Annotated in this window: 17 protein-coding genes; 8 read left to right on the forward strand and 9 right to left on the reverse strand. The window is 68.9% G+C overall.

What is annotated here, in order from left to right; translation table 11 throughout:
* The first annotated feature begins 142 nt into the window (after positions 1-142).
* Entirely contained in the window at positions 143-1,033 is an 891-nt protein-coding gene (gene hisG, locus ACQE3L_RS11740) for an ATP phosphoribosyltransferase (RefSeq protein WP_426964002.1), read from the forward strand.
* A gap of 355 nt (positions 1,034-1,388) precedes the next feature.
* Positions 1,389-3,086, forward strand: a complete 1,698-nt coding sequence (locus ACQE3L_RS11745) for a sugar-transfer associated ATP-grasp domain-containing protein (protein ID WP_426964003.1) — start codon at positions 1,389-1,391, stop codon at positions 3,084-3,086.
* A gap of 372 nt (positions 3,087-3,458) precedes the next feature.
* On the opposite strand, the gene ACQE3L_RS11750 is transcribed toward ACQE3L_RS11745, so the two are convergent.
* Together ACQE3L_RS11750 and uvrB are read right to left on the reverse strand one after the other, a co-directional pair.
* Positions 3,459-4,034 (reverse strand): hypothetical protein, encoded by a 576-nt coding sequence (locus ACQE3L_RS11750; protein ID WP_426964004.1) that lies wholly within the window; start codon positions 4,032-4,034, stop codon positions 3,459-3,461.
* A 149-nt stretch (positions 4,035-4,183) separates the two neighbouring features.
* The gene (uvrB, locus tag ACQE3L_RS11755) at positions 4,184-6,241 is read right to left on the reverse strand and encodes an excinuclease ABC subunit UvrB (protein WP_426964006.1); all 2,058 of its coding nucleotides are present in this window, start codon (positions 6,239-6,241) and stop codon (positions 4,184-4,186) included.
* Positions 6,242-6,609: 368 nt separating this feature from the next.
* Between uvrB and ACQE3L_RS11760 the strand changes: the two genes are divergently transcribed.
* Together ACQE3L_RS11760 and ACQE3L_RS11765 are read left to right on the forward strand one after the other, a co-directional pair.
* Positions 6,610-8,235: an ABC transporter substrate-binding protein gene (locus tag ACQE3L_RS11760; protein WP_426964008.1), complete on the forward strand. Its 1,626-nt coding sequence runs from the start codon at positions 6,610-6,612 to the stop codon at positions 8,233-8,235.
* Positions 8,236-8,533: 298 nt separating this feature from the next.
* Positions 8,534-10,522 carry an AMP-dependent synthetase/ligase gene (locus ACQE3L_RS11765; RefSeq protein WP_426964009.1) on the forward strand — a complete coding sequence of 663 codons (1,989 nt, stop codon included), beginning with the start codon at positions 8,534-8,536 and terminating at the stop codon, positions 10,520-10,522.
* 511 nt (positions 10,523-11,033) lie between these two features.
* Here ACQE3L_RS11765 and ACQE3L_RS11770 read toward each other — a convergent pair.
* The 3 genes from ACQE3L_RS11770 to ACQE3L_RS11780 all read right to left on the reverse strand — a co-directional run bounded on the left by ACQE3L_RS11770 (position 11,034) and on the right by ACQE3L_RS11780 (position 14,956).
* Entirely contained in the window at positions 11,034-12,680 is a 1,647-nt protein-coding gene (locus tag ACQE3L_RS11770) for a long-chain fatty acid--CoA ligase (RefSeq protein WP_426964010.1), read from the reverse strand.
* Between the two features lie 71 nt (positions 12,681-12,751).
* Positions 12,752-14,026, reverse strand: a complete 1,275-nt coding sequence (locus ACQE3L_RS11775) for a DHH family phosphoesterase (protein WP_426964011.1) — start codon at positions 14,024-14,026, stop codon at positions 12,752-12,754.
* Between the two features lie 468 nt (positions 14,027-14,494).
* On the reverse strand, positions 14,495-14,956 hold the full coding sequence (locus ACQE3L_RS11780) for a universal stress protein (protein ID WP_426964013.1): 462 nt from the start codon (positions 14,954-14,956) through the stop codon (positions 14,495-14,497).
* 188 nt (positions 14,957-15,144) lie between these two features.
* Here ACQE3L_RS11780 and ACQE3L_RS11785 point away from each other — a divergent pair, with 188 nt between their 5' ends.
* The 3 genes from ACQE3L_RS11785 to ACQE3L_RS11795 all read left to right on the forward strand — a co-directional run bounded on the left by ACQE3L_RS11785 (position 15,145) and on the right by ACQE3L_RS11795 (position 16,928).
* A complete protein-coding gene (locus tag ACQE3L_RS11785) occupies positions 15,145-15,774 on the forward strand; it encodes a TMEM165/GDT1 family protein (RefSeq protein ID WP_426964015.1) in 630 nt (209 codons plus the stop codon).
* A 95-nt stretch (positions 15,775-15,869) separates the two neighbouring features.
* Entirely contained in the window at positions 15,870-16,319 is a 450-nt protein-coding gene (locus tag ACQE3L_RS11790) for a universal stress protein (protein ID WP_426964016.1), read from the forward strand.
* A 78-nt stretch (positions 16,320-16,397) separates the two neighbouring features.
* The gene (locus tag ACQE3L_RS11795; protein WP_426964018.1) at positions 16,398-16,928 is read left to right on the forward strand and encodes an NADPH-dependent FMN reductase; all 531 of its coding nucleotides are present in this window, start codon (positions 16,398-16,400) and stop codon (positions 16,926-16,928) included.
* Positions 16,929-16,937: 9 nt separating this feature from the next.
* Here the strand turns inward: ACQE3L_RS11795 and ACQE3L_RS11800 are convergent, their stop codons facing one another.
* From ACQE3L_RS11800 to larB, 3 genes are all read right to left on the reverse strand, one after another.
* On the reverse strand, positions 16,938-17,198 hold the full coding sequence (locus ACQE3L_RS11800) for a GIY-YIG nuclease family protein (protein WP_426964019.1): 261 nt from the start codon (positions 17,196-17,198) through the stop codon (positions 16,938-16,940).
* A 120-nt stretch (positions 17,199-17,318) separates the two neighbouring features.
* A complete protein-coding gene (locus ACQE3L_RS11805; protein WP_426964020.1) occupies positions 17,319-17,471 on the reverse strand; it encodes a DUF7563 family protein in 153 nt (50 codons plus the stop codon).
* Between the two features lie 199 nt (positions 17,472-17,670).
* On the reverse strand, positions 17,671-18,474 hold the full coding sequence (gene larB, locus ACQE3L_RS11810) for a nickel pincer cofactor biosynthesis protein LarB (RefSeq protein ID WP_426964021.1): 804 nt from the start codon (positions 18,472-18,474) through the stop codon (positions 17,671-17,673).
* 273 nt (positions 18,475-18,747) lie between these two features.
* Here larB and ACQE3L_RS11815 point away from each other — a divergent pair, with 273 nt between their 5' ends.
* Entirely contained in the window at positions 18,748-18,915 is a 168-nt protein-coding gene (locus ACQE3L_RS11815; protein WP_058367545.1) for a DUF1931 family protein, read from the forward strand.
* A 97-nt stretch (positions 18,916-19,012) separates the two neighbouring features.
* On the opposite strand, the gene ACQE3L_RS11820 is transcribed toward ACQE3L_RS11815, so the two are convergent.
* On the reverse strand, positions 19,013-19,645 hold the full coding sequence (locus ACQE3L_RS11820; RefSeq protein WP_426964022.1) for a dolichol kinase: 633 nt from the start codon (positions 19,643-19,645) through the stop codon (positions 19,013-19,015).
* Between the last annotated feature and the right edge of the window lie 34 nt (positions 19,646-19,679).

Genomic DNA, 19,679 nt, shown 5'->3' on the forward strand with positions numbered 1-19,679 from the left:
TGAACCACCGCCCGCGCGCCCGAAGACGGATGGCCGCGGCTTCGGACAAAAGGGTTCGCCGCGGGTCGCGGCTTCACCTCGGCACCGGCGGCGGGCTCCGAGGGGACGAAAACGGTTTCCCCCCGCCGCGCGAGGGTCGGGTATGCGCATCGCCGTGCCCAACAAGGGCCGACTCCACGAGCCGACCATCGACCTGCTGGAGCGCGCCGGGCTCCACGTCGAGAAGACCGCGGACCGACAGCTGTACGCCGACACCGTCGACCCGGACGTGTCTGTGCTGTTCGCGCGCGCGGCCGACATCCCGGAGTACGTCCGCGACGGCGCGGCGGACCTGGGGATCACGGGGCTCGACCAGGCCGAGGAGTCGGGCGGGGTCGTCGAGACCGCCGCAGCCGCCGACGGCGACGAGCTCGTCGACCTGTTGAACCTCGGCTACGGCAACTGTCGGCTCGTCCTCGCGGCGCCGGAGGCGGACGGCGTCGAGGACGTGGCGGAGCTCCGCGGCGGGACGGTCGCCACCGAGTTCCCGGCCATCACCCGCGCCTACTTCGAGAGCGTCGGCGTCGACGTGGAGGTCGTGACGGTGACGGGCGCCACGGAGCTCACCCCCCACGTCGAGATGGCCGACGCCATCGTGGACATCACCTCGACGGGGACGACGCTGCAGGTGAACCGGTTGGAGATAATCGACGAGGTGCTCCAGTCATCGGTCCGGCTGTTCGCGCGGCCGGAGGTGGCCGACGACGAGAAGGTCCAGCAGGTCCGGACCGCCTTCGAGTCCGTCACCGAGGCGGAGGGGAAACGCTACCTGATGATGAACGCGCCGAAGGCGAACCTCGACGACGTGAAGCAGGTCATCCCCGGACTCGGCGGGCCGACGGTGATGGACGTCGAGGAGAAGGCGAACGGCGAGGAGACCGTCGCGGTCCACGCAGTCGTCGACGAGCGCGACGTGTTCGAGACGATCACCGACCTGAAGGCGGTCGGCGCGTCCGGCATCCTCGTCACCGAGATCGAGCGGCTGGTCGAATAGCCGCGGCGTCCAGGGTATCTCTGTTTCGTCAACGTGGCCGGGACCGGCGCGATCTCGCCCCCGAAGTGACCCAACAGTTGCCGTGTCTGTATCTCCCGGTCGTTCAATACGGGGATCTGACCTTCTGAAGCCGAAGACAGTTATCGCGATTTCAGGTGTGATCGACCTGTTTTGAGGAGTACGCCACTTGATTCTGAACAAAGGTTGAAAGAGTCTAATTTAAATACTTTTATACAAATATGGATATAGATATGTTGTTCAAGCGCTGTCTTGTGGGTGGGTGTGTGCGATTCGTCTCGCTTCTGCATGAAGGAGTTAGTCAGACCATTCTTTGTGAGGTGTTCGCAGGTGAATCATGGACGTGAAATATAGACAACATTTACCGGGCATAGTACTGCTGTTCGGATTGGCAGTTGTCGCCGTGTTTCTCCGATCCAGTTCGGAGTTGTTCGTCCCGGTCGCTCAGGACCTCGACTTTGCCTTCCGACTGATGATCGCCGGGACAGTCATCGCTGTCATCCGGAACGAACTTGGGATGAGCACCTTCGGCGTGTTCGGCCCCGTGATTCTCTCCTTTTCGTGGGTGATCATTGGACCGTTTTGGGGCTTTATCGTTATCGCGTACATCTTCCTTATCACGGCACTTGCCCGTGTGGCTATCAGCGAATTGGACCTCGGAACCGCCCACCGTGTGGCGTCACTCCTCGTCGTCGCAGCGATTGGATTATTTGTTCTCGAAGCGGCCGGGCAACTCCAAAACATCCCACCGCTCCAAGCAGTTATCCTCTTTCCCGTAGTGCTGACGACGTGGTACGCAGAGCGCTTCGTCGGGAGTCTCAGCGAAAGTGGGTGGGTACCTGCGACACGACGCCTCGCTGCCACCCTTCTCAGTATCACTGCAGCGTTCCTGATCATCACCTACGAGCCGCTCGTTACACTTGTCATCCGCTCGCCAGAACTGTGGGTCGGGCTCGTCGCCATCAACATTCTCCTCGGAAGCGTCACTGACACCCGCCTCGGCGAATACCTCCGGTTCAGTACGTTGCGGCGCTCTCTTGGGAAAGAGAACGCCGGCAACGTACTAACGATGCGTGTCAGGAACCGAGAGTTCATCGGCAAATACAACCCCACGGCGGTTATGGCGGAATTCAACAAAGCCAAGATGAAGAAAACCCTCCATGGGCTTTCAATTCCTACACCTGCCACCTATCTCATCGCCGAAGACGAGTCCGACTTCGACGAACTTCGGACCCTCCTTGAGACGCAGGATACGTTCGCCATCAAGCCGATAGATGGATCCGGTGGGCGTGACGTGCTCGCCGTTCGTGGCCGAGACGGAGAGACCGGCGACTTCCTCACGAATCGCGGGCAGCTAACAACTGACGAGATCGTGGCTCATACTCGAAACATCTGCGTCGGTGGTGTCAGCGACTATGGTGCTCGGCGAGAGGCACTCGTCGAAGGCTTCATTACGCCCGACGGAATGCTTGCGAACCGAACGACAGGTGGTGTACCCGACCTTCGCGTCATCACTCTCTTCGGCTTCCCCGTGATGTCGATGGTTCGGCTTCCGACCGAAGAATCGAATGGAACCGCCAACATCCACACTGGTGCAGTCGCCGTTGCCGTGGATATCGCCACCGGGACCGCGTCCGGTGGCTATCAGCAAACGCACGACGCATTCATCGATACCCATCCCGATACCGGTGCCGACCTCGAATTCACCATTCCCGACTGGGAGGAGATCCTCACGACGGCTTCGCAGGCTGCCATCGCCAGTGGCCTCGGATACACCGGTGTCGACATCGTCTTCGATGAGGACGATGGCCCGATGGTCCTCGAAGTGAATAGACGCCCTGGCCTCGGCATTCAGAACGCAAATATGGACGGCCTACTTCACCGTCTCCGCTACATTGAGGCACACAGCGACCCGGACCAGTTCCAATCCGCGTCCAATCGCGTCCGCCGCGCACAGGAATGGGCGAGACAGGATTGGACGACGCGTATCCACGCACCGACAGACAATGAACTCCCCAGCGAGGTGGGTGTCTAATGGCCTCGCGAGTATCCGGTGACAACCCTTGGCCATACACGCAACTGACCGCCGCTCTGTTGTTCAGTATCCTCTTGTTCACCCCCATCGTGATCTCGGGACTCCCCGGAGTCGCCAGAAACGCGATCACCGGGCTATTCACACGCGGAGATCTGCTCCTGATCTTCTTTATCGGGATGCCGATCGTGTTCACTGTCTTCGCTGCATATCGTGTCGCACAGTTTTACGGAATTTTTGGGGATCGCAAACCGAGATAAGGTTCCTCTGCACGGTGTCGTTCGCGTGCTACTCACTATGGACTGAATTTTGTATGAATAGCGGGCTAACGAATGGCTATTCACCGAAACGGCGTGGCTCCGTTCGGTTGACCGATCAGGGCCGCCAGCCCTCCGCGTCGACGGCCCACAGCGCCGCGACCGCGAGGCCGCCGCCGAGCAGTCCCGCGACCGCGGCGGCCGCGGGGGCCGGGGAGGCGGCGATGCCGGCGAGCAGCACCACCGCGCCGGCCAGCAGCGCGTAGGTGTCCTCCGTGACGGAGCCGAGCACGACCGGCGCGACCGCGCCGCCGACCGCCGCGCCCGACAGCAGGAAGCCCGCGGGGACGCCCGTCACCAGCGCGCGGAGGGCGGCGACGGAGCCGAGCGCCGCCGCGTCCGGTTCCGCGGCGCTCGCGAGCAGCGCGAGGCCCGCGACCGCCGCGACGAGCGGGACCGCGAGCGCCGTCACGGTGTTCACGGTCCGACCGCGGACGGCGGCGACGCCGGCGACGAACAGCGTCGCGCCGGCCGCGAGCGCCGCGGGTGGGAGCACGGCGAGGTAGCTCGCGGGGTCGGAAAGCGCCGGCACCGTCGCGGCCGACACGCTCCGGAGCGCGAGCGGTTGCGTCAACACCAGCAGGGAGACGACCAGCAGCCCGACGCCGAGCAGCCGGCGGGAACCAGCGACCATGTCCGACCGGAGCGGCCGCCGGAACTTAAGAAAGGCGGGACGGCGTGGACCGCGGGGGCGAGGTCGGCGTCAGGAGTCGTCCGCATCAGAAGCCGTCCGCGTCAGAAGTCGTCCGCGTCAGAAGCCGTCCGCGTCAGAAGCCGTCCGCGTCAGAAGTCGTCCGCCGTCGGCGCCGGGACGCCCTCGTCGGCGGCGTCTAACTCGAACGCCTGCCGGAGCTCCGCGATGCGGTCGCGGATGTCGGCGGCCAGCTCGAACTCCAGGTTGCTCGCGGCCTCGTCCATGCGCTCCTCCAGCGCCTCGATCTGCTCGCGGGCGCCCTCCTCGGTCTCCACGTCGCCGACGGAGACGCCGGAAGTGTCGGTCTTGGAGCCGGGGAGGTTGGTCTCGCCGACCGGCTTGTCGATGGTCGTCGGCTCGAAGCCGTGTTCCTCGTTGTACTCGCGCTGGATCTCGCGGCGGCGGTTCGTCTCGTCGATGGCCCGCCGCATCGAGTCGGTCATCTCGTCGGCGTACAGCACCACCTCGCCCTCGACGTTGCGGGCCGCCCGCCCCATCGTCTGGACGAGAGTGGTCGTCGACCGGAGGAACCCCTCCTGGTCGGCGTCGAGGATGGCGACGAGGCTCACCTCGGGGATGTCGAGTCCCTCCCGGAGCAGGTTGATGCCGACGAGCACGTCGATGTTGCCGAGCCTGAGGTCCCGGATGATCTCGTGGCGCTCCAGGGTGTCCGTCTCGTCGTGCATGTACGCCACCTCGACGCCGGCCTCCTCCAGGTACTCCGTGAGGTCCTCGGCCATGCGCTTGGTGAGCGTGGTGACGAGCGTGCGCTCCCCGCGCTCGATGCGCTCGTCGATGCGGTCCATGAGGTCCTCGACCTGCCCGGTCGCGTCGGCAACCTCCACCTCGGGGTCGACGAGGTGGGTCGGGCGGACGATCTGCTCGACCACCTGCTCGGAGTGCTCGCGCTCGTAGTCGCCCGGCGTCGCGGAGACGTACAGCGTGCGGTCGGTCTTCTCGGTGAACTCCTCGAAGGTGAGCGGCCGGTTGTCGTAGGCGGTGGGGAGCCGGAAGCCGTTCTCGACCAGCGAGTCCTTGCGGGACTTGTCGCCCTCGTACTGGCCCTTGATCTGCGGGATCGTCTGGTGGGATTCGTCGATGACGGTGAGGAACTCGTCCGGGAAGTAGTCGAGCAGGGTGTACGGCGCGTCCCCGACGTCGCGGTCGTCCATGTGGACGGAGTAGTTCTCGATCCCCGAGCAGTAGCCCGCCTCCCGGAGCATCTCCAGGTCGAAGGTGGTGCGCTCCTCGATGCGCTGGGCGGCGACGAGGTCCCCCTCGCGCTCGAAGTGGCGCACGCGCTTCTCCATCAGGTCCTCGATCTCCCGGGTCGCCTGCTCCAACTTCTCGTCGGGGATCGAGTAGTGCTCCGCGGGGTGGAACAGCACCGCCGGCTCCTCCGAGACGACCTCGCCGTGCATCGGGTCCACCTTCAGCATGCGGTCGATCTCGTCGCCCCACAACTCCACACGCACCGCGTACCGGCCGTACATCGGGTAGATCTCGACGGTGTCACCGCGGACGCGGAAGGTCCCCTGCGTGAAGTCCACGTCGTTGCGCTCGTAGTTGAGGTCCACCAGCCGCGCGAGCAGCTCGTCGCGGCCGACCGCCTCGCCGACCTCCAGCCGGAGGGACATGTCGCGGTAATTTTGCGGGTCGCCGAGGCCGTAGATGGCCGAGACGGAGGCGACGACGATGACGTCGTCGCGGGTGAGCAGCGACCGCGTCGTGGAGTGGCGCAGGCGGTCGATCTCCTCGTTTATCGACATCTCCTTGTCGATGAAGGTGTCCGTCTGCTCGACGTACGCCTCGGGCTGGTAGTAGTCGTAGTAGGAGACGAAGTACTCGACGGCGTTGTCCGGGAACAGTTCGCGGAACTCCTCGTAGAGCTGAGCCGCGAGGGTCTTGTTGTGGGCCAAGACGAGCGTCGGCGTGTTCAGCTCCTCGACGACCCACGAGACGGTGTTGGTCTTCCCGGAGCCGGTCACCCCGAGCAGGGTCTGCTCCTCGGCGCCCGCCTCGAACCCCTCGACCAACTCCTCGATGGCCGCCGGCTGGTCGCCCGCGGGCTCGAACGGCGCGTCGACCCGGAACGGCCGGTCGGCCGTCGGTCGGTCCTCGGATAGGGGGGAGTCGGCGTCGCTCACGTTGCTCCGAGTTGGCGGCGGAGACACTTGAGCGGCGCGCCCGGGGGGCCGCGACCGCCCCCGTCTCCGGAGCGCGGCGTCAAACTGGGGCTGGAACCGCCGCAGAAATTCCCTCGGGACATTCATTCTGACAGAAAAATGCATCATAGGCATCACAGACGGCGGCAATATGGGCCGGGAGGGGCGTGACAGCACGCCCCGAGGTTCGTGGACGGCGGACCAGCACCGGGGGTCGCGAACGCGAGGTCTGGCCGGGGGACCGGCCGGCGGCGAGCGACGAGAACCGGCGGCTTTTGACGCGACGCGGACGACCCGGCCGGCGTTGACGGGGCCGCGCGCCGCTTAGGTGGGGGTCGCCAAGCGGGGGTATGACCGACACGACGGAGACTCGGAACGCGACGCGACGCCGGTTTCTGACGGCCGCGGGGGCCGCGGGCGCGACCGCGCTCGCCGGCTGTACGGGCGGCGGGGACATCGAGGACATCGAGGAGAGCGCCGAGGGCGCGGGCGGAGAGGGCGGCGAAACGGAGACGACGACCGAGGGCGACGAGGAGGACGCCGACGCGATCACGATCACGCAGGGGAACCTCGTGGCGACGCTCGACCCGCAGAACCACGGCGAGACGCCGACGACGAACGTGCTCCGGCAGGCCTACGAGACGCTCGTCTTCCGGGACGCGGACGGCCGGCTCGTCGGCCAGCTCGCGACCGACTGGGAGCGCGTCGAGGACGGGCGCGCCGACCTGACGCTGCGGGAGGGCGTGCAGTTCCACTCCGGCACCGAGCTGACCGCGAGCGACGCCGCCTACTCGATCAACCGCGTCGTCGACGACGACGTGGACATCGTCAGCGCGCGGAAAGACCAGCTGCCCGGCATCGACGAGGCGACCGCGGACGACGAGGCCGGCGTGGTCACGATCGAGTCGGGCGCCGTGAACCCGACCATCTTCTCGGACCTGGCGACGACCGGGAACGTGCTGGAGAAGGCGTGGGTGGCCGAGAACGACATCGCGCAGGCGGTCAACGGCACCGGCGCCTACGAACTGGCCGAGTACGAGGAGGACGTGTCGATCACCTTCGAGCGCTTCGACGGTTACTGGGGCGAGGAGCCGGACGTCCGCGAGGTCACGTTCAACGCCGCCAGCGAGGTCAGCTCCCGCGTCTCCGCGCTGCTGGCCGGCGAGACGGACCTCACCGTCAACGTCCCGCCCAACGAGGTGCCCCGGATCGAGGAACAGGACGGGACCGACATCACCGCGGTGCCGAGCACGCGCATCATCTTCGCGCCGATGCGCTACGACGTGGAGCCGTTCTCCTCGCCGGAGTTCCGGCAGGCGCTCAACTACGCGGTCGACCTCGACTCGATCATCGACAACGTGCTCGACGGCTTCGGTGACCCCACCTCGCAGGCGACGCTCGAGGGGTACACGGGCTACAACGACGACATCGAGCCGTACCCGCACGACCCCGAGCGTGCCGAGGAACTGGTCGAGGAGTCCGGTCACGCTGGCGTGGAGATCACCCTCGAGACGCCGGTCGGACGCTACCTCCGCGACGTGGAGATCGCCGAGACGGTCGCGGGCTTCATCGACGACCTCGACAACGTCTCCTGTTCGGTCCAGCAGCGCGAGTTCGGCGCGCTGGTGCAGGAGATCGTCGACGGGAAGCTGGAGACGCGGCCGAAGTTCCACCTCATCGGCTTCGGCAACCCAACCTTCGACGCCGCGCGCAACATCCTGCCGTACCTCGTCAGCGACGGCGCGTGGATGCACTGGGCCGACGACCGCGTCGACGAGCTCATGGCGCAGGCCGGCGAGGAGGGCGACCCCGAGAAGCGCGACGCCCTGCTGCAGGAGGCGAACGCGATCATCCACGAGCAGGCGCCGTGGGTGTTCCTGAACCGCCAGTACTCCGTCTACGGCGTCAGCGACCGTATCGAGTGGGACGCGCGCCGCGACGAGCGCATCCTCGTGAAAGAGATGGCGCTGGCCTAACGCCCGGTTCCGCGCGGGCTTCACAGAATTTTCTGTCGCGGTGCGGCGCTGTGGCGATGCGGTGCTGTGGCGATGCGGCGCTGTTGCGGTGGCGGTGCTGATGCGGTCGCGGTGCTGTTTCTGTCGAGGTGTGGTACCGCGGCGGCGCGAGGGCGCGAAGCGCCCGCAGCGCCGACCGCGGCTCCTTTTTGATCGACATTTTTCAAGGAGTGGTGAGCGCGCCGCCTGCGGCGCGCGAACCCGACGCAGAAAAAGGTCGGGGGGTCCGTTTATTAACTTCCCGCGGGTTGCGTGCGGTATGAGTTGGCAGGAAGCCGAGCGGGAGTTCTCGGACCCGGCGATCGCGACCGAGACGCTCTCCCGAACGTTCGAGCGGAGCGCGGACCGGAACGCCGACCGCGTGGCGCAGCGCTACAAAGGGGGGATCTACGACCGCTCGCTCGTCTCCGCGGGTGTCGTCCCGCCGGCCGCGGAGGGGGAGTACGCGGACCTCACCTACGCCGAAACGCGCGACGTCGTCCGCAACCTCGCGGCCGGCTTCCGCGAGATCGGCGTCGAGAACGGGACGCGCGTCGCGATCTACGCCCACACGCGGATGGAGTGGGCGCAGACGGACTTCGCGGCGCTGGCGGCGGGCGCGACCGTCACCACCGTCTATCCCTCCTCGTCGGACGACCAGCTCCGCTACCTGCTGGAGGACCCCGAGGCGACCGTCGTCGTCGCGGAGAACCGCGACCTTCTCGAGCAGGTGCAGGGCGTCCGCGACGACCTCGGGCACGAGCTCGACGCGGTGGTGTCGTTCGACGACCCCGGCGAGGCGGGCGCGGAGCCGGACGTTTTCACCCTCGGCGACCTCCACGAGCGCGGTGCCGAGGCGTTCGACCTCGACGCCTACGAGTCGTGGCTCGACGAGACGGAGATGGACGACCTCGCGAGCCTCATCTACACCTCGGGGACGACGGGCCGACCAAAGGGCGTCCAGCTCACGCACGCCAACTTCCGGGCGAACGTCAACCAGTGTTACCGGCGGTTCGCGGATCGTCCCGACCGCGACCCCGACGTGGCGGGTATCTCCGCGGACTCGACCACGCTCTCCTTCCTGCCGCTCGCGCACGTCTTCGAGCGGCTGGCGGGCCACTACATGATGTTCGCGGCGGGCGCGACCGTCGCGTACGCCGAGAGCCCGGACACGCTGCGGGAGGACTTCGGGCTGGTGCGACCCACCACCACCACGAGCGTTCCGCGCGTCTACGAGAAGCTCTACGACGCCATCCGCGAGCAGGCGAGCGAGTCCCCGGTGAAAGAGCGGATCTTCGAGTGGGCCGTCGACGTGGGCCGGGCGTACCACGAGGCGGACGACCCCGGCGCGCTGCTGTCGGCCAAGCGGTCGATCGCGGACCGGCTGGTCTTCTCCAGCGTTCGCGAGGGCGTCGGGGGGAACGTCGACTTCTTCATCTCCGGCGGGGGGTCGCTCTCCGCCGAGCTGTGCGCGCTCTATCACGGGATGGACCTCCCGATCTTGGAGGGGTACGGCCTCACCGAAACGTCGCCGGTGATCAGCGTCAACCCGCCGGAGGAGCCGAAGGTCGGCACCATCGGCCCGCCGGTCGTGGACACCGAGATCCGGATCGACGACGCGGTGGTCGGCGAGGAGGTCGCGGACCTCGACGGCGAGGTCGGCGAACTGCTCGTCCGCGGCCCGCAGGTCACCGACGGCTACTGGCAGAAGCCGGAGGCGACCGCGGAGGCGTTCACCGAGGCCGACGACGGCGGCGACCCGTGGTTCCGGACCGGCGACATCGTCCAGGTCCGACCGGACGGTTACATCGCGTTCCGCGAGCGCGCCAAGCAGCTGCTGGTGCTCTCGACGGGAAAGAACGTCGCGCCCGGCCCCATCGAGGACCGATTCGCTGCCAACGAGTTCGTCGAGCAGTGTCTGGTGCTCGGGGACTCCCGGAAGTTCGTCTCCGCCATCCTCGTGCCCAACTTCGAGCGCGTCGAGGCGTGGGCGGCCGACCGCGGCATCGACCTCCCGGACGACCGGACGGCGATCTGCCGTGACGAACGCGTCCGCGAGCGCATTCAGGAAGAGATCGACCGCGTGAACGAGGAGTTCGAGGCGTTCGAGCAGATCAAGCAGTTCCGGCTCGTCGCCGAGGAGTTCACCGAGGAGAACGACCTACTCACGCCGACGATGAAGAAGAAACGTCGGAACATTCTGGAGCGGTTCGCCGACGAGGTGGAGATCATCTACGAGTCGCCGGACGAGAGCCCGGTCGACGACTGAGGCGGGGATCGGACACTCGGATCCGCCCAATCGGGACTCTGTACGACGTTTTTGCGTTTTCTGTTACTCCTGCTGTTTGGGTCAGCACCATCCAGAAAGCCCCAGCCGGCTCTCCCTCATCCGGAAATCGCTCTGTCGTAGGCTCTGCTACTCTGGACAGCACCATCCAGAAAGCCCCAGCCGGCTCGACCCGCCGGGCCTCGCTGCGCGCTCGCGTCTCTCCGCAACGCCCGACGCGAGTGCTTGCGTCGTCCGGGCAGGATCGAGCCGGCTGCCCCTTTCAGTCCCACCCACCGCGACAGCACCGCCCAGCATCGCAACCGCACCGCGACCGCCCCGCAACCTCACACCTCCCCAACCTCGGCCGCGGGCGGGGCGCGGAACCGCACCGCATCGCGCCCCGCCCGCGACCTCCCTCGCGCGCGTTGCTCGCGCGCGCCGGCCGCTACAGCACCGCCCCGCGACAGCAGCGCACCACACCCTCACCGTCATCGGATGGGCACTTTGAGGGCTATTCGGGAGCGTCCTCCTCGGGGACCGCGCCCTCGACGAGCGACTGGTCGGCGTAGCGCTCGCGGAGGTCCTTCTTTGAGAACTTCCCGGTGGCGGTCTTGGGCACCTCGTCGATGAACTCGACGGCGTCCGGCAGCCACCACTTGGGGTACTCCTCGCGGAGCATCGCGTCGATCTCGTCGGGGAGGGCGTCGCGGTCGGCGGCCTCGGCGGGAACGACGAACGCGACCGGGCGCTCCTGCCAGCGCTCGTGGGGGACGCCGATGACGGTCGCCTCGCTCACGTCCTCGTGGGCCATGATGGCGTTCTCGAGTTCGACGCTGGAGATCCACTCCCCGCCGGACTTGATCACGTCCTTCGTGCGGTCGACGATCTGAAGGTAGCCGTCCTCGTCGACGGTGACCACGTCGCCGGTCTTGAGCCAGCCGTCCTCGAACTCCTCGGCGGTCGCGTCCGGGCGCTGGAAGTACTCCTTCGTCACCCACGGCCCGCGGACCTGCAACTCGCCGAACGCCTCGCCGTCCCACGGGATCTCCTCGCCGTCCTCGTCGATGACGCGGAACTCCAGCCCGGGCGCGATCAGCCCCTGCTTCGCGCGTTTTTCGACCTGCGTCCCGTAGTCGGCGTCCCGGAGGTCGTGTTTGAGGTGTGAGACCGTGCCGATGGGCGAGAGCTCGGTCATCCCCCACGCGTGCAGCAGCTCGACACCGCGGTCGTCGTACCACTCGATCAGCGCGGGCGGCGCGGCCGACCCGCCGACGATGATCGTGTCCAGCGCCGAGAGGTCCACGTCGTTGCCCGCCTCGATGTACTCGCGGAGCCCGAGCCAGACCGTCGGTACGCCCGCGGAGATGGTGACGCCCTCCTCCTCGATGAGCGAGGCCAGGTCCGCGGGCTCGGGCGAGGGACCGGGATAGACGTGCTTCGCGCCCGCCGCGGTCGCCGTGAACGGCATCCCCCACGCGTTGACGTGGAACATCGGGACCACCGGCATCACCACGTCCGCGTCGGTCATCGGGATCCCCTGCGGCGTCAGCGACGCCATCGTGTGACTCCACAGCATCGACTGCGTGTACTCGACGCCCTTCGGCCGTCCGGTCGTCCCGGAGGTGTAACAGAGCCCCGCGGGCTGGTCGCCGTCCAACTCGGGCCAGTCGTAGTCGGCGTCGTGCCCCCCGATGAACTCCTCGTAGGGGGTCGCGTCGAGTTCGGCGACCGGCTCGTCGCCCATCACGACGAAGTCGACGCCGTCGAACTCCGCGGCGTCCTCGGCCGCGGCGGCGAGCTTACCGGCCAGCGAGGGGTCGACGAAGACGAGCTCGTCCTCGGCGTTGTCGACGATGTAGCGGACGTGCTCGTCCGGGAGCAGGGGGTTGATCGTGTGCAGTTGCGCGCCGATGGTCGGCACGCCGAAGTACGTCTCGAAGTGACGCGCGTGGTTCCAGCAGAACGTCGCCACGCGGTCGCCCGCCTCGACCCCGTAGTCGTCGAGCGCGTTCGCCAGTTGGGCGGTGCGGTCGGCGTACTCCCCGTAGGTGTACCGGCGGAGGCCGTCGTGTTCGCGGGAGACGATCTCCGTGTCGGGGTACAGTCGGGTCGCGCGCCACAGGAACGGTCGCAGGGTCTGGTCGTGTCCACCGGGCATGTCGTCCGCTAGAGGGACCCCGGGGACGTGAAGTTTGTCACGGTCGATCCGGCGAAACAGGGCGAGGGGCGCTATTCGTCGGGCTCGACGACGTCGATCTCGCCCGCGGCGAGCTCCTCGGCAACGTCCTCGAACGCGGCGAGGATCACCTTCCGGCAGGCCTGCCCCTCCGTCGTCCAGTGGTTCGCGTAGTCGAGCATGTCGTCGTAGATGTCGGGCTTGCAGCCGGCCGCCTGCGGGTGGCCGCCGCCGTTGACCTTCCCCGCGACCTCGTGCGCGTAGCGAAAGTCCTCGGAGCCGCGGATCGACGCGGAGCCCGCGGGCTTGACGATCACAGCGCCGTCGGCCCCCTGCTCGCGGAGGCGCTCGGCGACCTCGTTCTGCGAGCAGCGGCCGTAGGTGACGGCGACCGACCAGTCGCCGACGGACTGGAAGGTGGCGCGGTCGACCGCGGTCTCGATGCGGTTCTCCTTCTCGACGCGGCGGTGTTCGACGTACTCGACGACCGTCTCGGGGAGGTCAGCGCCGTAGGCCCCGACGACCGCGACGTACTCCTCCGGCGAGGTCCAGTAGGCGTAATCGGCCAGGTCCTGTGACCGCTCGTCCTCGTTGAGCCAGAGGTCGTGGTCGCGGGTGACCAGCGCCAGTTCGCTCCAGCGCTCGTCGAAGTCGTACGCCAGCGAGCGGAGGGCGACGTCGGCGGTACACTCCTCGTCGGAGTCGCCGACGACGAGGTCGACGCCCGCGTCGCGAACCGCCTCGGCGGTCGCGTCCTCCCACTGGTGGTGGTCGAACCAGTGTATCGACTCGCAGTCCTCGGCGAGCGTCAGCAGGGGTGCCTCGATCCACGAGAAGTCGTCGGGGCAGATGTCGCAGACGAACAGGTCGATCCCGGGGTCGGCGTACTCCGCGACGCGTTCGAGCGCGTCGTCCAGCGAGTAGGGGCCCGCGGGCACCAGCGCGACCGGCGACTGCGCGTGGGCGTCCGCGAGGGGGTCCGCCTCGGCTTCCTCGCCGTCATCCTCGCCGTCATCCTCCTCATCATCCTCCTCGACGTTCTCGTCATCGAGTGCCCCCTCGGACTCCAGCAGGCGCTCGGCGATGCGCTCCTCGAAGGGCGCCACGTCGAGCGCGGCGTCGGACGCCTCGCGGATCATCGCGGCGCAGGCGAGGCCGTCGGCGTCGCCGTCCGCGATAACCACGGTCTCGGCGCCCTCGATGGCCTCGCGGGCGCGGGTCTCCGCGCGCTCCTCGTCCAGCGAGTCGGGGTAGAAGAAGCCCTTGCCCGGCAGTTTCGTGCGCCGGGAGAGGGGGATCGCGTCGTCGTCGATGAGGTCGTCGTCCATACCCGTTTCTCCCCCGCGAGCGGGAAAACTCCGCCGCTCCGCGGGCAGTGAGGGAGCCGGCGGCGCCGTCGTTCGCGGGGCCGTTTCTGTGACCGGCGGTCGAGTGTCGGTTTTTCTGTCCCCACAGCGACGTTCCGCGCAGTTTCCCGTTCCCGTGCGGCGCTGTGGCGGTGCGGTGGCGGTGCGGTGGCGGTGCGGTGGCGGTGCGGTGGCGGTGCGGTGGCGGTGCGGTGGCGGTGCGGTGGCGGTGCGGTGGCGGTGCGGTGCTGTGGCGATGCTGTGGCGGGGCGGTGCTGTGGCGGGGCGGTGGCGGTGCGGTGCTGTTTCTGTCGAGGTCGTGGAACCGCGGCGGCGCGAGGGCGCGAAGCGCCCGCAGCGCCGACCGCGGCCCCTTTTTGATCGACATTTTTCAAGGAGAGGTCAAGCCGGCGCGAAGCGCCGGCGCGACCCGACGCAGAAAAAGGTCGGTTAGATGGTGGTCCGTCGCGGGTCCTCGCTGGTGAGTTGGCGGACCGTCAGGACGGGGACGGGGCAGGTGCGGACGACGCGTTCGGCGACGGAGCCGATCAGGAACCGGTTCTCGCCGTGGCGGCCGCGGGTGCCGGTGGCGACGCAGTCGGCGTCGACCTCGCGGGCGTAGGCGGCGATCTCGGCGGCGGGGCGGCCCTCGCGGACGACCGTCTCGACGTCGGTGTCGACCGCGTCGGCGGCGCGCTCGCGGACCTCCTCGAGCGCCTCCCGGCCCTGTGTGTCGAGGGCGTCGCGGAGGTCCTCACGAACGGCGTCGGGCGAGGACTCGACCTCGCCGCTGTCGACCACGTACAGCGCGTGGACCGTGGCGTCGAACCGGTCCGCGATGTCCAGCGCGACGCCGACCGCTCGGCTCACGCTCTCCGAGCCGTCCGTCGCGATGACGATGGTCTCGAACATGGACGGGCGTTCGCCGCGGCGGGGCTTAAAAGCGGGCGGTGCCGGGCGGTCGGTGCCGAGCGGTGCTGGGCGGTGCCGAGCGGTGCTCGGCGGCCTCCCGCGGACGTGCCGGTGTGCAGGGCGGCGAACCTCTCCTCGTCGGCCGCATCGGCCACGCCTTTACGCGTCCGCGTCGTACCGCCGACCGAATGGCCGGTTGGATCGAGGTCGTCGCGGTCGCCGCGGGTCTCCAGCTGCTGGCGCTGCCCGGCGAGAAGGGGCAGTTCGTCGTCGCGGGGCTGGCGACGCGGTACGACCCGTGGCGGGTGGTCGCGGGCGCGTCGCTGGCGTTCGGCTGCTGGACGGTCGTCGAGATCCTCGTGGCGGACGCGCTCCGCGGCGCGTTCCCCGAGGCGGCGGTGAGCGCGACGATGGGGCTGTTGTTCCTCGCAGTCGGGGCGTGGTACCTATTGCCCGCGGTGTCGCTGCCGACGGCGGACCGCGAGGAGACCCTGCTGTCGCGCATCGAGGGGGTCTCCCCGCCGGGCTACGAGGGGTTCGCGGCCGCGTTCGGGCTGTTCGCGGTCGGCGAGATCGGCGATAAGACGCAGCTCATCACCATCGCGCTCGCGGTGCGGTACGGCGCGGACCCGGCCGTGTGGGTCGGCGTGATGGCGGCGTTCGTGCCCGTGACGGCGGTGACGGCGTTCGCGTCCGCGCGCCTCTCCGACCGGATCCGACCGGCGCTGGTCCGGCGCGTCGCCGGGGCGGTGTTCGTCGCCTTCGGCGTGGACGCGCTCGCGGGCGCGTTGTTCGGGCGGTCGCTGTTACCGCTGTAGCGGCCAGAGCCGGCAGCCCGCGGCGGCCGTGGGAGGTGGACCGACGCTCGACCGCGCAACCGGAGGTTTTTGACGGCCGGCGACGACCGGGGAGTATGGTCGACCTCGAGATCGACCTCGTGCTGGCGCCGGTCGACGGCAGCGAGGAATCACAGGAGGCCGTCGAGTACGCGATAGCGGTCGCGAACGAGTACGACGCCACGATGCACGCGGTGTACGTGCTCGGCGAGGACGTGGTCCGCGCCATCGAGACGGGGGCGGTCGACGAGTCGGAGGTCGCGGCCGACACCGAGTCGTTCACCGAGGAGGTCCGCGAGCACGCGGCCGACCTCGACGTGGAGACCACCACCTCCATCGCCTACGGCTTCTCCACGAAGGTGAAGACCACCCATCCGGGGAGCGTGATCCTCGACACGGCCGAGGACCTCGACGCGGACTTCCTCGTCGTCCCCCGCGAACCGGTCTCCGGCGACCCGGGCGAGGTGCTGGAGAAGGCGGCCGAGTACGTCCTGCTGTACGCGAGCCAGCCCGTGCTCTCGGTGTAGGCGCCGCTCGCGGAGTCCCGGCATCCGGACTCGCCACGTCTCGCGGCGTTTTTGACGCCGGGCCGCGGACGTGGGGTAATGACCACCATCGTCGGCATCTCCGGCAGCCGTCGGACCGAGAGCTACACGCGCGCGGCGGTGGCGTGCGCGCTCGAGGCCGCGGCCGCCGCGGGCGCGGAGACGGACCTGATCGACCTCGGTGCGGTCGACCTGCCGCTGTACCACCCCGACCGCGACGACCAGGGCGAGAGCGCGGCGCTCCGGCGGCGCGTGCGCGAGGCCGAGGGCGTCGTCGTCGGCACGCCCGTCTATCACGGCTCCTACTCCTCGACGTTCAAGAACTTCCACGACTACTGCGGCTCCGACGAGTACGAGGACACCGCGGTCGGCCTCGTCGCCACCGCGGGCGGGGGGTCGTACGGCGCCACGCTCGAACACGTCCGCGCGACGATGCGGAACGTCCACGCGTGGGTCGTTCCCCATCAGGTCGGTATCCGCGGCGCGTCGGGCGCCTTCGCGGACGGGGCGTTCACGGACGACGCCCTCCGCGAGCGGACGGAGACGCTCGGCCTCGAGGTGTACGAACACGCCGAGCGCCTGCGCCGCTGAGCGGGTGCGCTACGGCGACTCGACCGCCTCGCCCGCCGCCACGAGCCGCTCCTTCTCGGTCCGGGAGAGCTGTTTGACCGCGTGCTCGCGAGACATCGCGGCCGACTTCGTCTCGAACGACTCCACGTGGCGGAGCTCGACCGGCGTGCGCCCGCGAGTGTACTTCGCGCCCTCGCCGGCGTCGTGCTCGGCGACGCGCCGCTCGACGTCCGTCGTGTAACCGGTGTAGAGCGTCCCGTCGGCACACTCCAGCACGTAGACGTAGTGCACGCCCCCGCTTCGACGCGGTGGCTAAAGAATCCCGGTTCCGGGGCCGCCCCGCCGCGCGTCGGGGATGGTCGGTCGCGGCCGCCGTGGAGCGGGCGCGAGGGATGGCGGGACGATGCCCCCTCAGTTCTGGGAACGGGTGCGCTCTCGCGCCGCTTCCGCGATCCCGGCGTTCGCCGAGCAGGCGGGACAGGCGAGCAGCTGTCCGACCTCGTCCGCGAACACGCGGGCGAAGCGGTCCGACACGTGCGACCCGCAGTTGTCGCAGGTTGGCATGTTGGACCGGCATCCACCGCTTGCCGGCGGCCCCCAGTACGGGAGCGACGCTGAAATACCCTTGTCCTCTCCGCGTTTCGAGGGGTTGTGGGCGTCTATCCGAAAAATAATCGGCCGAGTGTGAAACTCTCGCAATATCGGTCGGTGACGGGCGGGAACCAATAACGATCCGTCACTTCGACGCGCCGTCACTCCGCGGTTACTCTCCGTTCGACTCGCTGCCCGAGGCCCCGTCCGCGGCGCCGCTCACCCCGTCGACCGCCCGGGCGATCAGGCCGGCCTGCGCGCCGGCCACGAAGCCGGCGTCGACGTTGACGGTCGTCAGCACCGTGCAGGACTGGAGGGTGCCGTACAGCGCCGCTTCCCCCTCGCCGCCGACGCCGTATCCCGTCCCCACGGGCAGGCCGATGACGGGCGCGTCCACGAGCCCCGCGACGACGGTGGGGAGCGCGCCCTCGCGCCCGGCCGCGACGATCACGACGTCGGCCCCGCGGATCCGGTCGAGCTGGTCGACGATCCGAAGGAGGCTCGCGACGCCCACGTCCTCGATCAGGTCCACGTCGGCGCCGATCTCCCGGGCGATGGTCGCGGCCTCGCCCGCCGCGGGCGCGTCCGAGGTGCCCGCGGTGACGACCGCGACGCGGGCGTCCAGCGACGGCGGCTCGAAGTCCGGTGCGTGGACCACGACCGTCCGTGTGCGCGCGTTGTGGTCGACGGTCGCGTCCGGAACGGACTCGGCGATGGCCTCGCGGACGGCCGCCGCCGTCTCCGTGTCGGTCCTGGTGACGACCGCACGGCCGGCGGTCTCGACGGCGGTGACCGCGAGCGCCGCCGTCTCGGCCGCGGTTTTCCCCTCCGCGAGGACCGCCTCGGGGATCCCGCGTCTGTGCTCGCGGGCGGCGTCGAACCGCCCGGCCTCCGTCGTCGCGTAGCCCGCCAGCCGGGACTCCGCCTCGGCGACGGAGATCTCCCCGGCCGCGAGCGCTGCGAGCGTCTCGCGCATGTCCAACTCGTGGCGCCCGTCGGAGTCGTAGTTGTCGGTTCGGGCGCGCGCGAGACCGGCGTCGCCCGATTATCGGCAGCTTTGACCGCGTTCACCGAACCGCGGCCGGCCCGGAGTCCGATCGCTGCCCGGGTTCTCGGCAGGTTTCAGTCGCTCCGGCCCGGAAGATTTATGTCGATGTGCGGCGCGCACCCCGTGCGAACAGCCTGCAGGCGCCTCGTATCGGTCGAATTCAGGAAATCTTATAAACGGTGACGGGGAAGACCCGAGTGCATGGCAGACCTCATTGTCAAGGCAGCCGTCAAGGAAGCGCTCGAAGAGAAGAACGTCGCGTCGGACTTCTACGAGGCGCTCGACGAGGAAGTCGATGAGCTGCTCGAGGACGCCGCCCGCCGCGCGGAGGCGAACGACCGCAAGACGGTCCAGCCGCGCGACCTGTAACTCCGGGCGACCCCACACGTAACTTTCTCCGCGTCCCGCCGGCCCGGCCGGTGCGGGCTCGGAGTTCTTTTATCCGCCGTAGCGGCGGCGCCGCCGGTCAGCCGACGAGGTGGAACCCGACGAGCAGCCCCGCGGCCGCGGCAGGGGGGATGGTGAGGTTGTCGTCGACCGGGTATCCGCGGACGATCGGCGGCAGCCCGTCGGCGACCGTCGCCCCGAGCGCGCCCAGGACCGCGGCGGCGGCGCCCGCGGTCGGTCCCGCGGCGGCGACGGTGAACGGCAGCGCCAGCGCCAGACACGTCAGGAACATCGCGAGCCACACGACCGGGCGCTTCGGCTCGTCGGCCGCGTTGTCGCCGAGCGCGCCGCTCACCGGGTCACCGAGCGCCAGCATCAGCATCGCGGGGATCGCGACCGGGCGGGGGAGGAGGATTCCGGCGCCGGCCATGCTCAGCATGTAGAGCGCGTAGCCCGCGACGCTGTCGGCCTCGTAGGGACGCGTCAGCTTGCGGTAGACGGCGTGGTCGAGTCCCACGACCAGCCGGAGGAACTCCAGCACGACCACGACGACAAGCCCGGCCCCGAGCAGGAGCCGCGTCTCGGTCCACGTGAGCCAGCCGATCAGGTACGGGACCAGGAAGCCGACGCCCGCCGCGTGGACGAGCCGGCGCTCCAGCTCGACGCGCTCGCGCCAGCTGCGGGGGCGCTCCTCGTCGACGGCGCCCGTCATCGCGCGTCGGCCTCCGGACCGTCGTCGCCCGACG

This window comes from Haloparvum alkalitolerans, from assembly GCF_050122995.1.
In the GTDB taxonomy this organism is placed as follows: domain Archaea; phylum Halobacteriota; class Halobacteria; order Halobacteriales; family Haloferacaceae; genus Haloparvum; species Haloparvum alkalitolerans.

Bases quoted from the DNA above. Each gene is read 5' to 3' on its own strand.
- ACQE3L_RS11820 (WP_426964022.1), bottom strand. From the start codon at position 19,645: ATGACGGGCGCCGTCGACGAGGAGCGCCCCCGCAGCTGGCGCGAGCGC.
- ACQE3L_RS11785 (WP_426964015.1), top strand. From the start codon at position 15,145: ATGGCCGGTTGGATCGAGGTCGTCGCGGTCGCCGCGGGTCTCCAGCTG.
- ACQE3L_RS11775 (WP_426964011.1), bottom strand. From the start codon at position 14,026: ATGGACGACGACCTCATCGACGACGACGCGATCCCCCTCTCCCGGCGC.
- larB (WP_426964021.1), bottom strand. From the start codon at position 18,474: ATGCGCGAGACGCTCGCAGCGCTCGCGGCCGGGGAGATCTCCGTCGCC.
- ACQE3L_RS11745 (WP_426964003.1), top strand. From the start codon at position 1,389: ATGGACGTGAAATATAGACAACATTTACCGGGCATAGTACTGCTGTTC.
- hisG (WP_426964002.1), top strand. From the start codon at position 143: ATGCGCATCGCCGTGCCCAACAAGGGCCGACTCCACGAGCCGACCATC.
- ACQE3L_RS11765 (WP_426964009.1), top strand. From the start codon at position 8,534: ATGAGTTGGCAGGAAGCCGAGCGGGAGTTCTCGGACCCGGCGATCGCG.
- ACQE3L_RS11780 (WP_426964013.1), bottom strand. From the start codon at position 14,956: ATGTTCGAGACCATCGTCATCGCGACGGACGGCTCGGAGAGCGTGAGC.
- ACQE3L_RS11815 (WP_058367545.1), top strand. From the start codon at position 18,748: ATGGCAGACCTCATTGTCAAGGCAGCCGTCAAGGAAGCGCTCGAAGAG.
- ACQE3L_RS11750 (WP_426964004.1), bottom strand. From the start codon at position 4,034: ATGGTCGCTGGTTCCCGCCGGCTGCTCGGCGTCGGGCTGCTGGTCGTC.
- ACQE3L_RS11805 (WP_426964020.1), bottom strand. From the start codon at position 17,471: ATGCCAACCTGCGACAACTGCGGGTCGCACGTGTCGGACCGCTTCGCC.
- ACQE3L_RS11770 (WP_426964010.1), bottom strand. From the start codon at position 12,680: ATGCCCGGTGGACACGACCAGACCCTGCGACCGTTCCTGTGGCGCGCG.
- ACQE3L_RS11790 (WP_426964016.1), top strand. From the start codon at position 15,870: ATGGTCGACCTCGAGATCGACCTCGTGCTGGCGCCGGTCGACGGCAGC.
- ACQE3L_RS11760 (WP_426964008.1), top strand. From the start codon at position 6,610: ATGACCGACACGACGGAGACTCGGAACGCGACGCGACGCCGGTTTCTG.
- ACQE3L_RS11795 (WP_426964018.1), top strand. From the start codon at position 16,398: ATGACCACCATCGTCGGCATCTCCGGCAGCCGTCGGACCGAGAGCTAC.